This window comes from Pseudomonas sp. XS1P51 (genome assembly GCF_054897845.1).
Genome location: NZ_CM142707.1, coordinates 685,492 through 700,821, shown reverse-complemented (window position 1 = coordinate 700,821; position 15,330 = coordinate 685,492). Strand labels below are relative to the sequence as shown.

Genomic DNA, 15,330 nt, shown 5'->3' with positions numbered 1-15,330 from the left:
TTTTGACAGTCTCATTTCAGATCTCCCACCGTCTTACGAGGCACGCCAATATGGACGTGAGCGTATTTGGTACGGGCTACGTTGGCCTGATACAAGCAGCGGCACTGGCCGATGTTGGACATCGCGTCCTGTGTGTCGACATCGATCCCAACAAGATCAAACAGCTGCAACAAGCCGTGCCTCCGATCAGCGAACCGGGTCTTTCCGGCACGCTGGAAGAGAACATCAAGGCCGGCCGCCTGCTGTTCACCACCCAGGCCAGCGACGCGGTCGAACATGCCGGGCTGATTTTCATCGCGGTGGGTACGCCCGCCGATGAAGACGGTTCCGCCGACCTCAGTCACGTGCTGAATGTGGCCCGACAGATCGCCAGTTTCATGGAGGCCGATCGCACGCTGATCATCAAGTCCACCGTGCCGGTCGGTACCGCGGACCAAGTGGCCGCCACGGCCAACGAAGAGCTGCAGCGCCGGGGCAAATCGGCGCTGAAGGTCCGGGTGGTGTCCAACCCGGAATTCCTCAAGGAAGGCAGCGCCCTCGCCGATTGCATGCGCCCGGACCGGATCATCGTGGGCACCAATGACGAGGAAGCGCGCGAACAGTTGAGCGAACTCTATGCGCCCTTCTGCCGTAACCGCGAAAAGATCATGTTCATGGATAACCGCAGTGCCGAGCTGACCAAGTACGCGGCCAACGCGATGCTCGCCACCCGCATCAGTTTCATGAACGAACTGGCCAACCTCACCGAGCTGCTAGGGGCCGACATCGAAGCGGTGCGCAAAGGCATCGGCTCGGACCCGCGCATCGGTTACCACTTCATTTATCCCGGTTGCGGTTTCGGCGGCTCGTGCTTCCCCAAGGATTTGCGCGCCCTGCTCCACACCGCCGAGCACAACGGCATGCCGATGCGCCTGCTGCGCAGCGTCACCGATGTGAACGACAGTCAGCGCCATATCCTGTTCAGCAAATTAAAAGCGCAGTTCCCCAATGGGCTGGCCGGAAAATCCATCGCGATCTGGGGCCTGGCATTCAAACCCAACACCGATGACATGCGCGAAGCACCCAGCCGTTACCTGATGGACGCGCTGTGGGCCGAAGGCGCAAGCGTGCAAGCCTACGACCCGGAAGCCATGTCCGAATGCCGACGCATTTACGGCTACCGCAGTGACCTGCACCTGTGCGCCACCCGCGACGACACCCTGGAAGACGCTGACGCGCTGGTGATCTGCACCGAATGGAAAAACTTCCGGGTGGTCGACTTCGACCTGCTGGCCAGCAAACTCCGTTCGCGGGTCATCGTCGACGGACGCAACCTGTACAACCCGGAACACGTGGCGGCGGCGGGTCTGCACTACAGCGGCATCGGTTTGCGCCACATCGTGCCCGAGGCGCCGCGACCATGAAGATCCTCGTCACCGGTGCGGCCGGATTCATTGGTGCCCATTGCGTGTTGCGTCTGTTGCGCGACGGGCACCAGGTGTGCGGGCTGGACAACTTCAATGATTATTACGACCCGCAACTCAAACATGATCGCGTGAGTTGGGTGCAGGAGCAGGTCGGCCCTTTCCAGCTCGCGACGGTTGACCTGGCCGATGCGTCGGCCATCGAGGCGCTGTTTGTCCGGGAACGGCCTGAGGTGGTGATTCACCTCGCCGCCCAGGCCGGGGTGCGGTACTCACTGGAGAACCCTCGGGCCTACCTCGACAGCAACCTGAACGGATTCCTCAACATCCTCGAAAGCTGCCGCAACCACCCGGTCAAGCACCTGATCTACGCCTCGTCCAGTTCGGTGTACGGCGCCAATCAGCACACACCGTATTCGGTCCAGGACGGCGTCAACCACCCGCTGTCGCTGTACGCCGCAACCAAGAAAGCCAACGAGTTGATGGCCCACAGCTACAGCCACCTGTTCGGCATTCCTTGCACCGGCCTGCGGTTTTTCACCGTGTACGGGCCGTGGGGTCGGCCGGACATGTCGCCGATCCAGTTCGCCCGGGCGATTGCCGAGGGGCGGCCGCTGAAGCTGTTCAACTACGGCGAGCACCAGCGCGACTTCACCTACATCGACGACATCATCGAAAGCATCGCCCGGCTGATCGAGCGTCCACCGCAAGCCAATGCCGAGTGGGACCGCGAGCAACCGGACCCGGCCAGCAGCATGGCGCCGTGGCGGATCTACAACATCGGCGGCCAGCACCCGGTGGAACTCAAGGACTACCTGGCGTTGCTGGAAAAACACCTCGGACAAAAAGCCCTCGTCGAGTTGCTGCCCCTGCAGCCGGGCGATGTGCTCAACACCTGCGCCGATGCCAGCGACCTGGCTCGGGCCACCGGTTTCCAGCCTTGTATCGAGCTGGATGAAGGACTCGGGCGCTTCATCGCCTGGTTCCGCGATTACTACCCACTGCCTATCGCCCACGCGCCGCTCGCGGTTGAACTTCAGCGGAGGATTCTATGACTGGACATGAAAAAGGTGTGCCGATCAAACAGATGCGCCGTGACAAGCGCCTGGACCCCGAGCACCGAATGCGCCTCGACGCAGCGATCCACATGCAGGGTCGCGGCTGGTTGACGGGCCGCGATGGCGGTCGCCCCTGGACGCTGTCGCGCACCAATCGGGTCGTCGCCTGCCTCGGTGCGCTGATGATCCTGGTGCTGATCTCCCCTGTGCTGTTGGGCCTGGCGCTGGCGATCAAATTCAGCAGCCCGGGACCGGTGATGTTCGTGCAGAAACGCACGGGCTACCGCGGCCGCAAGTTCGGCATGTACAAGTTCCGCACCATGGTGGCCAACGCCGAGGAGCTCAAGGAGTCCCTGCGTCACCTGAACAAACACGGTGCCGACGCCATCGATTTCAAGATCGACAAGGACCCGCGCATCACCGGCATCGGTGGCTTTCTGCGGCGCAGCAGCCTCGACGAGCTGCCGAACCTGATCAATGTAGTCATGGGCGACATGCGTCTGGTAGGCCCCCGGCCGACCTCGTTCAACGCTTATCGCTACAAGGACAATCATCTTGCACGCCTGAGCATCTACCCCGGCATGACCGGCCTGTGGCAGATCTCCGGGCGCAGCAATATCGACTTCGACCAGCGCGTTGAGTTGGACCTCAGCTATATCGCCGAGCAGAGCCTGCTGCTTGATCTGAAGATCCTGTTGAAAACCCCCTTCAAAGTATTCAGCGGCCACGGAGCAAGTTAAATGGACGGTTCATCCACCAAAAGCCTGACGATAGCGAACCCGAGCGAGTCCAACCTGACTTCGACCGTGCTCGATCAAGATCTGCGGATCCTATTCCTGACCGCCGCCAACCCCGGCGCGGGCACCACCACCAGCGCCCTGGCGCTGGCCAGCCAACTGGCACAAATGAGCAGCGGCCAGGTGCTGCTGGTCGACGCCAGCCAGTCGGCGACCAACCTCACGCAGCAGCTGGGGCTGACCAAGGAACGCGGTTTTCGTGACCTGTTGTTCAACACCCAGAGCCCGCCCCTGCTGCAGGACTGTGTAGTGAACGTCTCGAGCCTGCCGTTCCACATCCTGCCCAACGGCCGGTTCGTGCGCGGCACCGAACACCTGACACCCGAACGCCTGAGCCCGTTGCTCGATCAACTGGGCAGCCAGTACCGCTTCGTGGTGATTGACGGCGACGCGGTGTACTCGGCGGCGGACACCCTGGTCATCAGCACCCAGGTGGACGGCGTGATCATGGTCGTGCGCGCTGAAGACACGCGCTGGGAAGTGGCTCAGGCCGCGGTTCAGCGCCTGACCCAGGCCGGCGCGAAACTGGTCGGCAGCGTGTTCAACCGACGCAAGTACTACATGCCCAAATGGCTCTACAAAAACCTGTAAGCAACCAGAAAAGGATGACGCCATGAACGCCAAAATGCTTGTCCTGCTGTTGCTGCCGCTTGCAGGTTGCTCCAGCACCTCTGAAACCCAAAACATGCCGGTGAATATCCTCACGGCCGCACCGGCCAATGCCCAGGCCACCGACATGCCCAAGGTCGAACAGACCTTGCGGCCACAGGATGTGCTGGATGTGATTTTCCACATCAGCACCAGTGGCTCGTCGGCCTACCGCATACAGTCCGGAGACCAGATCGGCCTGAACTTCACCGCCGCCAGCCAGCTCAACGGCAATCAACTGGTGCTGCCCGACGGCAGCATCGAACTGCCGGGCGCCAACACCTCGGTGAAAATCGCCGGGCTGACCAGCGACGAAGCGCGTCAGGAAATCCAGCGCGCCTATCAGCGCAAACAGCTGTTCCAGCCCAACCGTAACCAGCTGTCCGTGCAGATCATCAGCCCGCTGACCAATGAGCAAAACCTCAAAAGTGCCCTGAACCACCCGGCGACCGGCATGAGCCGGGAGATCACCGTGGGCACCGACGGCTACGCGAGTTTCCCGGAAATCGGCGCCGTGCCGCTGCAAGGCATGACCGTCAACCAACTGGAAACCTTCCTCAACAAACGCTACGCGCAATTGCCGGGGCGGATGACGGTCGACGTGCTGCTCAAGTCCACTGCCGGTAACGAAATCTACGTGCTGGGCGAAGTTGGCCAACCGGGTTCCTACCCGATCCGTCGACCAGTCTCGGTGCTCGAAGCGCTGACCCTGGCCCGTGGCACCAACGTCAAGGCGCGCCTTGATTCGGTGGTGATCATGCGCCGCAACGGCAATCAGGTTCAGGCCCAGCGCTATGACGTGGAAAAAGCCTTGTCCGGCGATGCGTCGCAGATTGCGTACCTGCAACCGGACGACATGCTCTACGTGCCCAAGACCAAACTGGCCAGCGCCGGCGAGCTCGCGCGGCAACTGGCGGACGTGGTGTTGTTCCAGGGTGTGGGTTTCAGCTTCGGCTACCGCGTCGACAACAAAGACAGTGACAGCAACTAACTCTCAGGTGACCTGACATGAATCCAAAGGAAAACTACCTGCACGAGTTCTTCAGGATCTTCTTCGCCAACAAGCAAATGGTGAAGCGAGTCTTCCTGGTCTTTACAGTGATCGCACTGGTCTTGCCGCTGATGCTCAAACAGAGCTTCGATATCACCGCCCAGGTGATCGTGCAGTCCAAAAAACTGTCCCAGGGGGACGCCACCACGTCCCTCAACCAGGAGAACGCCTCCTTCATTCCACCGTCCCTGGCGGACATGGAAACCGAGAGCAATATCCTGCGCTCGCCAGCCTTGATCCGGCAGACCATCAGCGAATTGCGCGACAAGGGTGAATACACGCCGCCCCCAAGTGCCTTCAACAAACTGGTGACTCAGCCGTTCAAGCGCTACGTGACCACGCCACTGCGGGAAAAGGTGATCAATCCGGCACGCGATGCACTCGGGTTCGAGACCGATCCGGTGCGCGATACCGCGCTGGATGCCCTCACTCAACAGGCCATCGATAGCTTGAAGATCGAAACCCTGCCGGGCTCCAACGTGATCTCTATCATCTACAGTTTTGGCGATCCGGCCCAGGGCACGAAGTTTGTCGCGGCGCTGCTGCAAAACTACCTGGCCAGCCGTCAGGCCCTGCAATCGATCGACCTGCCGCAGAGTTTCTACGAAACCAAGAAGACGCAATATCAGGTGCGCCTCGATGGCCTGGAAGGCAATCGGCTGGCGTTGCTCGAAGCGGTCGGCTCGTCCGATCCCAAGGAAGAGATCACCTTCCGCCTCAACGCCATCAACACCGAGGAGCAAGCGCTCAACCTGTATCGCGACCGCCTGCTGCAAAGCCAACGCTGGCTCGAGTACCTGAAAACCAGCCTGGCGACCGCCAGCAACTCCAAGCTCAACGACTACACCTTCCCCTACACCTTCACCACCACCGTGGACAACGTGGCGTTCGAAGATCGCGAGATCAAACAGATGGGTGAGGCACTGACCACTCAGGTCAGCCGCTACATGAACGACCTGGCGATCTTCCAGCCCAGCAGTGAACCGATGCTGCTGACCCGCGAGCAAATCGCCCGCACCCGTCAGCAGTTTCTGAAAGTGGTCAGCAACCGGATTCAGGAGCGCACCAACGACCTGGTGATTGTCAGCTCGGTGATCGACCAGAAGACCGCGCGCATTGCCGAGTTCAAGAACCGCATCCACCAGTTGCAGGAAACCCAGAGCAAACTGCGGCAGATGGACACCGAGATCAACGCGTTGCACGCGGCGTTCTCCACCTACGCTCAGCGGTTCGCCGAAAGCAGCAGCGCCCGTTCGCTGGACAACGACTTGTCCAACGCACGGATTCTCAGCCCACCGTACGAACCGACCGAAGCGGCGTTTCCCAAGCCAATGCTGATCATTCCGTTCGGGTTGTTCACCGGTCTGCTGCTGGCGATTGCCCTGGTCTACGTGCGTGAGTTCTTCGATCACCGTTTCAAACACCCTGCGCAAATCACCCATGAACTGGGCCTGCCGGTGCTGTTGGTGATCAATGATCAAAACGTGGAGCCGATCAATCCGCACAGGAACCTGTCCATGCGGGGCATCGTGCATTGGGTGCGCAATTGAACGCGCCGCTCACCCCTTCCCTGCCGATCATTCATTTGCTCAGCAGCGGCGGCTTCTATGGGGCTGAGCGGATGCTGCTGGACCACTGCCTGGCGACGCCGGGGCAGCATCAGGTGCTGTTTCTCGATGCACCCTACGCGTTGATCGCGCGGTTTCGCGAGGCTGGGGTCGACTGTCGCGGCTGCACGGGGCTGGGGGCGTTGCTGGCGCATTTGCGTCAGCGGCGGGCCGAGCGGCCGCTGATCAATACGCACAACTTCAAGGGCCTGGTGTTTGGCTGGGTCGGCGCAACCTTGTTGCGCCTGCCGCTGGTGATTACGCAGCATGGTTTTACGCCACGCAGTCGCAAGCAGAAGTTCTACACCTGGCTGAGTCTGCAACTGTGCCGCACGGCCTCGGTGGATCGCGTGGTGTGCGTCGCCGAAAGCATCGCGGCACTGCACCGCAAGGCCAGTGTCCGGGCCGACAAGCTGCAAGTGATTCCCAATGGTCTGCCGGCGGCCAACGGCCTCCTGCCCCCCACCACCGAACGGCAGCGTTGGCTGGCCGGTTATGTCGGGCGGCTGAGCAGTGAAAAAGGTCCGGACCTGTTTCTCGATGCACTGATTCCGCTCTGCCAGCAATACCCGCAACTGGACGCCGTGATGCTCGGCGACGGCCCGGAGCGGGAAAGCCTGATGGCGCGGATCATCGCAGCGGGGTTGCAGGAGCGCATTACCCTGCCGGGCTACCAGACGGACATGGGTGTGTGGTGGCGGCAGCTCGATGCGCTGGTGATCAGCTCGCGCACCGAAGGCACGCCGATGATTTTGCTCGAAGCGATGCAGGCCGGCGTACCGGTGGTGGCATTCGGTGTCGGCGGAATTCCCGATGTGCTGGCGGATCGGCACAACGGCTTGCTGGCGACACCCGCCGACAGCGCCGCCCTCGCCCGCCAGATCGGCACTTTGCTGACAGACCCGGGCCTGGCTCGCGAACTGATCGACAACGCAAAACGTACGCAACTGGATCGCTACGACCTCAAGGCCCTGGCCGAACGCTGGTCGCAGCTTTATATCCGTACTGCACGGGAGGCACGCGCGTGATTTTTCCGCTCTCGATCGTCAGCCTGCTCGCCCTGGTCTGCCTCGCTTTGCTGGCCAGTCCTTATCCCTATCTGGCACCGGGTGCGGTGCTGGGCCTGGTCGGTGTCGCGGTGCTCTACCGCAAACCCACCTGGGGTTTGCTCGGGATCGCGGCACTGGTGCCGTTCGAAGGCTTCTTCAAGGAAAGCGCGTTTTCCGGCACCAAGTTCATCGGCGCGTCACTGGCGCTGATCCTGATGTTGCAACTGGCCCTCCACCAGATCCCGTCCGAACGCCTGCGCAGCAACACTTGGCGCTACCTGATCGGGTTCATGGTGCTGTACCTGCTGAGCCTGCTCAACACCGATAACATGGGCATGTCGATGGGTCATCTGCGGGAGCTGAGCGTCGGCCTGATTCTGTTTGTGATTACGCTGCTGATCGGCCGCGAATTGAACCTGGACCTGTTCGCCAAACTCATCACCCTCAGCGTCACCCTGACGTGTGTGCTGGCGATGTTCTCCAGCAAGTATCAGGACCAGGGCCGCGCCGCCGGCCTGCTGGAAGACCCGAACGCCTTTGCCATGCTGATCGCCTTCGCCGTGCCGCTGGCCCTGCTGCTGGTGATCCGCAGCCCGCACCTGTTGCACCGGTTGTTCTGGCTCGGCTGCTTCATTTTGCTGCTGGGGGGCATGACCAAGACCGAATCCCGTTCGGGACTGGTGGTGTTGTTTCTCAGCCTGATGATCGGCGCCTGGCACTACCGCGCGCACATTCCGCGGATCCGTCCGCGGCATCTGGGCTTTGCCATGCTCGGCATGGCGATCGTGATTCCGCTGGCCATTTATGCGATGCCGCCCGGTTATGTCGAACGCATTCAGTCCTTGAGCATCTTGAGCTCGGGGGCCAAGGCTCAGGACGAATCCCTCGGTCGCCGCGCCTCGTACATCGTGGTCGGCAGCCAGATGATCCGCGAAAACCCGCTGCTGGGAACCGGCCCCGGGACCTTCCCGCTGCATTACGCGACCACCGGTTATGCCAAGGCGTTTTCCGCCAACCGTAAAGTCGGCGACCTGTACCGCCGCGCCCACAACACCTACCTGGAAATCTTCAGTGAGCTGGGGATTCCCGCCGGCCTGTTGTTCGTCGGCATGCTGGGCCTGGGGCTGTACAACCTGACCCGCGCCCGCCGCGCCTGGATGCTGCGAAGCAACGGGGAACAGGCCGATATGTTGACGCACCTGAGCATGAGCTTTCTGTCGCTGACGCTGTTTTTGATGTTCCTCAGTGCGCCGAACCAAAAGTACGTGTGGATCATGCTCGCCCTGACCAGCGTGCTGCGTTTGAAAGCCGAGGAAGCACCCCTGACGGAGGCCAAGGCATGAGCCGCATCAGTATCGTCATCCCGATGTACAACGAAGCCCAGCACATCGCCCGCACCCTGCTGGCTGCGCAACGCGCCGCCAATGCCGCCGGGCTGGAATGCGAGTTGATCGTGGCCGACAACGGCTCCGAAGATCAGGGACCGCATATCGCGCGGCAACTGGGTGCGCAGGTGCTGGTTTTTCCGGGCTTGCTGATCGGCGCGCTGCGTAATCGCGGGGCTGCCGTCGCCACCGGTGAGTGGCTGGCCTTCGTCGATGCCGATATCGAGATGCCCGAGGACTGGCTCACGCTGTTGTTGAAAATCGAGCCCGCGGTTCAGGTCGACATACTGGGGCTGGATCTGCACACCCCGGCCGAAGCCCCGTGGTATGCCGATGCCTGGCAACGTCGCACGTTGCGTCCGAACGCTGACACGGTACAAACGGTGCGATGGCTGCCCAGTTCCAACCTGTTGATGCGTCGCCCATGGTTCGACAAGGTCAACGGCTTCGACGAATCCCTGCGCACCGGCGAAGACAAGGATTTCACCATGCGTCTTGTCCGCGCGGGCGCACGCCTGCTGTCGGTCAACCAGAGCGTCGCCCTGCATTGGGGTTATGAGGGCAGCTGGCGTGAATGGATGGGCAAGGAATTCTGGCGCCAGGGCAGCCATCTACAATTGCTGCGCACCCACGGCATGAGCATGCGCCTGCTGCGATTCCCGATGCTTTCGATGGGCGCCTGGGTGCTGGATTTCATGGCGATCTCCGCCCTGCTCGATGGTTTCCCTCATGCAGCGTTGTTCATGCTGTTCGTGACCAGCATACCGGCGCTCGCCCTGAGCCTGCGCCAGAGCCTGAAACACCGCGATATCGCCCTGACGCTGCAACTCTGGTGCCTGCATTGGGTGCGTCTGCACCTGGCCGGCGCCGCGTTCATCCTCAGCCTTTGTCATTGGAATGCCAGGAGGCCCGCCCGTGGCTGAATTCATTTTCTGGTTGTGCCTGTTATTGCCGGTTTACGCCTACCTCGGCTATCCGCTGCTGCTGACGCTGCTGGCGCCGTTGTTTCCTGCGCGGCGCCATGCGCCACCGCAACCGATGAACGTCAGCATCGTGATTGCCGCGCACAACGAGGCCCGGCACATCGAAGACAAATTGCGCACCTTGCTTGCCCAGGACTATCAGGCGCGCTCGCTGCAAATCATTCTGGCCAGCGACGGCTCCACCGATGACACCGTGGCGTGCGCGCACAAAGTCATCGACCCGCGCATCACCGTGCTCGACCTGCCCCGCCAGGGTAAGGCGGCGACCCTGAACGCCGGCGCGGCATTGAGTACAGGCGAGATTCTGGTGTTCACCGATGCCGACAACCAATGGTCGACCGACACCCTCGGCCACTTGCTGGCGCCGCTCGCCGATCCAGAGGTCGGCGCCTGCGCCGGGCACATGGTGATCCCGGTCACGGGCAAAGGCCTGAGCATCGGCGACAGCCTCTATCGGCACTACGAAGGCTGGCTGCGCAAGGTCGAGAACCGCACCGGTTGCATGGTCTCCGCCGACGGCGCCCTGCTCGCCTTGCGCCGCGAGTTGTTCGAGAACATACCGGCGGAGGTCAACGACGATTTCTTCATCAGTACCTGTGCACCGGTGGCGTTCAAACGCATTGTCTATGCGCCCAAGGCCCAGGTGATCGACCACGGTGTCGATGAAGCCGACAAGCAGTTCCGTCGCCGTCAGCGGGTCACCGTCGGTGGTCTGCAAAGCCTGGCCCAGCGCCGCGAGCTGCTCAATCCGCTGAAGCATGGCCTGTATGCGATTGCGTTGATCAGCCACAAGCTGATCCGTCGACTGGCGCCGATCCTGTTGCTGCCGTTGCTGCTGAGCAATTTCTGGCTGTGGGAAGAACACGGTTTCTACCGCCTGAGCCTGGTCGCACAACTGCTCGGTTACGCGGTCGCCATCGCCGGGCTGCTGGATTCGCAACACCGCTTGCCCAAGCCCTTTCGCCTCGCCGCCTTCCTGCTGGTGACCCTGGCCGGTATGAGTATCGGCCTGTGGCAGTTCCTGCGTGGCCAGCGGTACGCCCAGTGGAACCCCGAGCAAAATCGTTGAGAGGACTGAGCCATGGCGATCAAACAATTATTAAAACGCACCAGTGGCTGGCTTTATCTCAACTCGCCGGTGGGACGCAATCAGTTGCACGGCGCCGGGGTCATCCTGATGCTGCACCGGGTGCTGGCCGACGACCGCGCTGCCGAGCTGCCCCATCGCAATGAACTGTGCGTCGGGCCGAAAGCCTTCGAGCATTTGCTGGGCTGGCTCAAACGGCATTTCGACTGCGTGCCCCTGATGGATATCCTGCAGCCCGGCACCCAGCGCTCGGAGCGGCCGAAAGTGGCGCTGACGTTCGACGACGGCTGGCGCGACAACGCGCTGAATGCCTTCCCGCTGCTGCAAAAGTTTCAGGTGCCGGCGAGCATTTTTCTCTCCACCGATTTCATCGGCAGCCGCCAGCGGTTCTGGTGGGAAAGCATCGGCGAAACCCTCTGGGGCAGCCAGGGTGAAAAGCCACGGCTGCACATGATCAAATGTTTGAAACAGGCCGGTCGAGCGCTGCCGGCACAGTTCGATGATCCAGATGGACAGCGCCGCAGCCTGGCGCTTCTGCATTTTCTGCAAAGCCTGAAAACCCTGGCGCCCCACGACCTGAGTCGACTGACCGATGACTGTCCGCAGGAATCGCTGCCACAAGCGCTGGACTGGCAGCAGGTTCGCTCGCTGGAAGCGTCCGGTCTGGTGCGTTTCGGCCCCCACGGCGCCAGCCATGCCATCCTGACCGGCCTCGACGATCAACGCCTCGATGAAGAACTGAGCCGCAGCCGCGATGCGCTGTTGAATGGTTGCAACCGACCGCTGCCGGTCTATTGCTACCCCAATGGCGACAATGACGCGCGAGTTCGCCAACACGTGGCCGAACACGACTTCCCGTTTGCCCTGGGCACGGGCACCGGTATCTATCGCGGCGGCGTCGACCCATTGGCCTTGCCACGCTTCGGCGTCAGCCAGCGCACGGCGCGCAATCCAGAGTTGTTGTCCTGGCGCATTTACCGCGGGGCACGGCCATGAGCCGCAGCCATTACCTCAAGCATCTGGCCCTGAGCATGGGCACCAAACTGGCGATGATCGGTTTGCGTTTGCTGCGCAACGTATTGCTGGCGCGGATTCTCGGCCCGAGCGAGCGTGGGCTGTTTGCCCTGCTCAGTACCCTGCCCGACCTGATCAGCGCTGCCACCAGCGGTGGGCTGAATTCGGCCGTCGGGTTTCAGGCCGCCAAGCAACGGCCCATGGGGTTGCTGCTGAGTCAGGTGCTGGTGTTCGGTTGCCTGCTGGCTGGTTTGCTGACCTTGTTGGTGGTGGCGCTGACACGCGAGTTCGGCACCGAACTGGACATCACCACGCAACTGGGCCTGCTGGCCTGGCTGCTGTTGTTGGCGGTGCCACTGACCGTGCTCAAAAGCGGATTGCTGACCTTGCACAACGCATCGGGCGGCGTGGTGGCGTTCAATGCCCTGCGACTGACTGAGTCGCTGGCGCCGCTGCTGCTGTTCCTCGCGCTGTTCTGGATGTGGAAAGACGCTGCCCTGGAAGCCGCGCTGATCAGCTGGCTGGCGGGCATCAGCCTGGTGGTGCTGGCCGGCTGGTTCTGGCTCAAGCGCGCTCAGCCGCTGAAGCTGCAATGGGACCGCGCCAGCCAGAACGAACTGCTGCGCTACAGCGCCCGCAGCCATCCGGACCTGCTGTTCCAGCAAGTGATTCTGCGCTCCGATTACCTGTTCATCGGCGCCCTTCTCGGCAGCACGGCGCTGGGTCATTACGCCATGGCCAGCGCCGCCGCCGAGCTGCTGCTGATCGTCCCGGAAGCGGTGACCACGCCCCTGATGAAACGCCTGCTGCAACAGGAAGAAGGCATCGAAAAAGTGACCCCGTTGGCCCTGCGCCTGACCGCCACCGTGATGCTCGGCGCCTGCCTGACCATGGCCGTAATCGGCGAATGGCTGATCGTCACGCTGTTCGGTGTCGCCTATCAGCCTGCCTACCCGGCCTTGTTGGCCCTGCTGCCGGGCCTGCTCGGCCTGTGCTACGCGAGCATCTTGCGCCTGGACCTGCTGGGCAAAAATCGTCCCGGCACGATTTCGCTGTTGATGGGCCTCGGTGCCTTGCTCAACCTGGCGTTGAACCTGTTGCTGATCCCGGCTTACGGCATCGTCGGCGCGGCGGCGGCATCGTCCATCGCCTACCTGGCGGTGACCCTTGCGCTGCTGGTGATGTATTGCCGGCTGAGCCACGTACCGCTCTGGCAAACCCTGATCATCCTGCCCAGTGACCTGGCACCGATGCTCCTGATGCTGCAACGGAAGTCGGCATGAAACGCCTTGCGCTGCTGTTGAGTCTCGGCCTCCCGCTCAGTGTGCAGGCCGCGCCGATGCGCTGGGCCGACATTCGTGACGGCAGCCTGTACCTGCAAGCGGATCGTCCCGACACCCTGACCATCCGCTGGACGCCGGCGTGGCAGGCGGACGCCAATGAAGAACGCCTGTACCTGCTCGATGGCCAAGGCAAACTTCAGGGCGAACGACTGATCGCGGCCAGTGAATCCCGCGGCAGTCAGAGTTGGCCATTGGCCCCCGGCGCCGCCAGTTATCAACTGGAAATTTCGGGATACAGTTTCCGTCGCTACAAGGTCGAACACGACGAACGCACGGTGGCGCTGTTCGCCCCGGCCAAGGTGCATTTCAGCGCCGAAACCCGCGACGGCGATGAGCTGTTTTTTAAAGTGGCCGCAGGGGAACACGCGATCCTCGCCGGTAAGTTCCACGGCGGTGTCAGCACGCTGCAAGCGCAACGGGTGGGCGACGGCAAACAGCTGTCGCTGGCCCTAAAACCCTACCGCGCCTATTGGCAGTTCGATCAGGTCGCGCTGCCCGTCGCGCAGGACGAACAGGTCTGGCGCCTGCGCCTCCAAGGCAGCGGCAAAGTGGCGTTCTGGCTCGACGGCACCGCCAACCTGTTCGCCCAGAATCCGCAGCAGCTCAAACCGCTGCGCAAAGACGACGGCCAGACTCGCCTGACCCTGCACCAAAAAGTGCTGGGCCCGACCCCGAACCTGGGCATCGCCCTGCCCTACGTGATGCCGCCGCCATCGAGCTATGCCGTGCTCGATGCCCTCAAGCCCCAAGCGGCCACGTATTACAGTTTCGTCGACATCACCGCGAAGAATCCGCACTACGAAGACGCTTTCCGGCAGCTGTACCAGGACCGCTTCGGCATCACTCAGGACCTCACCCTGCTGGCCGGCAGCCAGCGCCAGGCCGACCTGCGTGCCGACACCACGAGCAACGCCGGCCTCGACGCCTGGCTCGCCGCAACACGTGCACTTGGCGGCAAGGGCACTCATTACATCGGTTTTGCCGACGAGCCGAATCTCAACTACCCGGACTACGCCAGCTACCAAAACATCTTCAACAGCATGGCCCGGCAAGTACGCAGCAACGCCGACAACGCCAAGGCCGGCGTGCGCATCGTCATGCCGGCCAGTTCGAGATTGATCAACGGCCCGTTCGCCGACAACGGCGCCGACAAGCGCGGCATCGATTGGGCAAAACGTCTGCTCGCGGAATCCGGCGACAAGGTCGACGCACTCGCCTGGCACGAATGGATGATCCGCGACCTGCTGGCGACCCGGGTCTACCGCGACAGCGTGCGCCGCGCCGCCGATCTGGTCGGCCTCGACGACAAGGGCCGGCCACGCAAAGCCTTGTTGCTGGATCAGACCAACATGTCCAGCGGTTCAAGCCTGAGCCCTTACGATCAGGAAACCCACTACGCCGCATTGTGGTGGACCTCGGTGGTCATCAACTCGGCCCAGGACGGCTTGCTGGAGATGCTGTCCTGGTTCCAGGCCGCCGACGAACCGAACTACCCCAAGGGCATGTTGCGGGTATTGGACGACGATCGCTTCGAACTCAAACCCGTGGGGCTGGCCCAGCAGTTTATCCAGCAGCATTGGCTGCACAACGTGATGTGGCTGGAGAACGACGCCTTCGAGGTCGACGTGCTGGCCATGGCCGAAGACCTCAAACGCAGTCTGCTGGGGGTCAACAAGAGCAAGCGCCTGCATCGTGTGGCGCTGACCGGAACGACGTGTCCGTTGACCAACGGCTCATTGCGCTACTTCGGCACCGACAACCGCAGCCGCGACGCGCCGTTCAACTGCCAGAACGGACGCGTCAGCTTCGATCTGCCAGGGGAAACCCTGTTCGCCCTGAGCTGGAGCGCCTCATGACCGCCCAACGAATACTTTGCCACGCGGGCCGCTCGCCGTGCGTTGCATC

13 protein-coding genes are annotated in these 15,330 nt (G+C 62.2%); all 13 read left to right on the top strand.

Translation table 11 applies throughout. The annotated features are described in order from the left end of the window. Positions 1–50 precede the first annotated feature (50 nt). The 13 genes from ACYZUD_RS03320 to ACYZUD_RS03260 are packed head-to-tail and all read left to right on the top strand — an operon-like array spanning position 51 to position 15,281. On the top strand, positions 51–1,403 hold the full coding sequence (locus ACYZUD_RS03320; protein WP_462022596.1) for a UDP-glucose dehydrogenase family protein: 1,353 nt from the start codon (positions 51–53) through the stop codon (positions 1,401–1,403). Continuing rightward, positions 1,400–2,458: an NAD-dependent epimerase gene (locus ACYZUD_RS03315; RefSeq protein ID WP_462022595.1), complete on the top strand. Its 1,059-nt coding sequence runs from the start codon at positions 1,400–1,402 to the stop codon at positions 2,456–2,458. The genes ACYZUD_RS03320 and ACYZUD_RS03315 overlap by 4 nt, the downstream gene beginning before the upstream one ends. After that, positions 2,455–3,201 (top strand): sugar transferase, encoded by a 747-nt coding sequence (locus tag ACYZUD_RS03310; RefSeq protein ID WP_462022594.1) that lies wholly within the window; start codon positions 2,455–2,457, stop codon positions 3,199–3,201. The genes ACYZUD_RS03315 and ACYZUD_RS03310 overlap by 4 nt, the downstream gene beginning before the upstream one ends. Continuing rightward, positions 3,202–3,849: a CpsD/CapB family tyrosine-protein kinase gene (locus ACYZUD_RS03305; protein ID WP_462022593.1), complete on the top strand. Its 648-nt coding sequence runs from the start codon at positions 3,202–3,204 to the stop codon at positions 3,847–3,849. 22 nt (positions 3,850–3,871) lie between these two features. Further along, positions 3,872–4,897 carry a polysaccharide biosynthesis/export family protein gene (locus ACYZUD_RS03300; RefSeq protein WP_462022592.1) on the top strand — a complete coding sequence of 342 codons (1,026 nt, stop codon included), beginning with the start codon at positions 3,872–3,874 and terminating at the stop codon, positions 4,895–4,897. A 17-nt stretch (positions 4,898–4,914) separates the two neighbouring features. Beyond that, positions 4,915–6,507: a GumC family protein gene (locus ACYZUD_RS03295; RefSeq protein WP_462022591.1), complete on the top strand. Its 1,593-nt coding sequence runs from the start codon at positions 4,915–4,917 to the stop codon at positions 6,505–6,507. Beyond that, positions 6,504–7,592 carry a glycosyltransferase family 4 protein gene (locus tag ACYZUD_RS03290; protein WP_462022590.1) on the top strand — a complete coding sequence of 363 codons (1,089 nt, stop codon included), beginning with the start codon at positions 6,504–6,506 and terminating at the stop codon, positions 7,590–7,592. The genes ACYZUD_RS03295 and ACYZUD_RS03290 overlap by 4 nt, the downstream gene beginning before the upstream one ends. Further along, complete coding sequence (locus tag ACYZUD_RS03285) at positions 7,589–8,956, top strand: O-antigen ligase family protein (protein ID WP_462022588.1); 1,368 nt, start codon at positions 7,589–7,591, stop codon at positions 8,954–8,956. Before ACYZUD_RS03290 ends, ACYZUD_RS03285 begins: the two co-directional genes overlap by 4 nt. Next, positions 8,953–9,921, top strand: a complete 969-nt coding sequence (locus ACYZUD_RS03280; RefSeq protein WP_462022587.1) for a glycosyltransferase family 2 protein — start codon at positions 8,953–8,955, stop codon at positions 9,919–9,921. Before ACYZUD_RS03285 ends, ACYZUD_RS03280 begins: the two co-directional genes overlap by 4 nt. Beyond that, entirely contained in the window at positions 9,914–11,050 is a 1,137-nt protein-coding gene (locus ACYZUD_RS03275) for a glycosyltransferase (RefSeq protein WP_462022586.1), read from the top strand. The genes ACYZUD_RS03280 and ACYZUD_RS03275 overlap by 8 nt, the downstream gene beginning before the upstream one ends. Positions 11,051–11,062: 12 nt before the next feature. After that, the gene (locus tag ACYZUD_RS03270) at positions 11,063–12,064 is read left to right on the top strand and encodes a polysaccharide deacetylase family protein (RefSeq protein WP_462022585.1); all 1,002 of its coding nucleotides are present in this window, start codon (positions 11,063–11,065) and stop codon (positions 12,062–12,064) included. Next, the gene (locus ACYZUD_RS03265) at positions 12,061–13,365 is read left to right on the top strand and encodes a lipopolysaccharide biosynthesis protein (RefSeq protein WP_462022584.1); all 1,305 of its coding nucleotides are present in this window, start codon (positions 12,061–12,063) and stop codon (positions 13,363–13,365) included. The genes ACYZUD_RS03270 and ACYZUD_RS03265 overlap by 4 nt, the downstream gene beginning before the upstream one ends. Then, positions 13,362–15,281 (top strand): hypothetical protein, encoded by a 1,920-nt coding sequence (locus ACYZUD_RS03260; RefSeq protein ID WP_462022583.1) that lies wholly within the window; start codon positions 13,362–13,364, stop codon positions 15,279–15,281. Before ACYZUD_RS03265 ends, ACYZUD_RS03260 begins: the two co-directional genes overlap by 4 nt. The last annotated feature ends 49 nt before the right edge of the window (positions 15,282–15,330 follow it).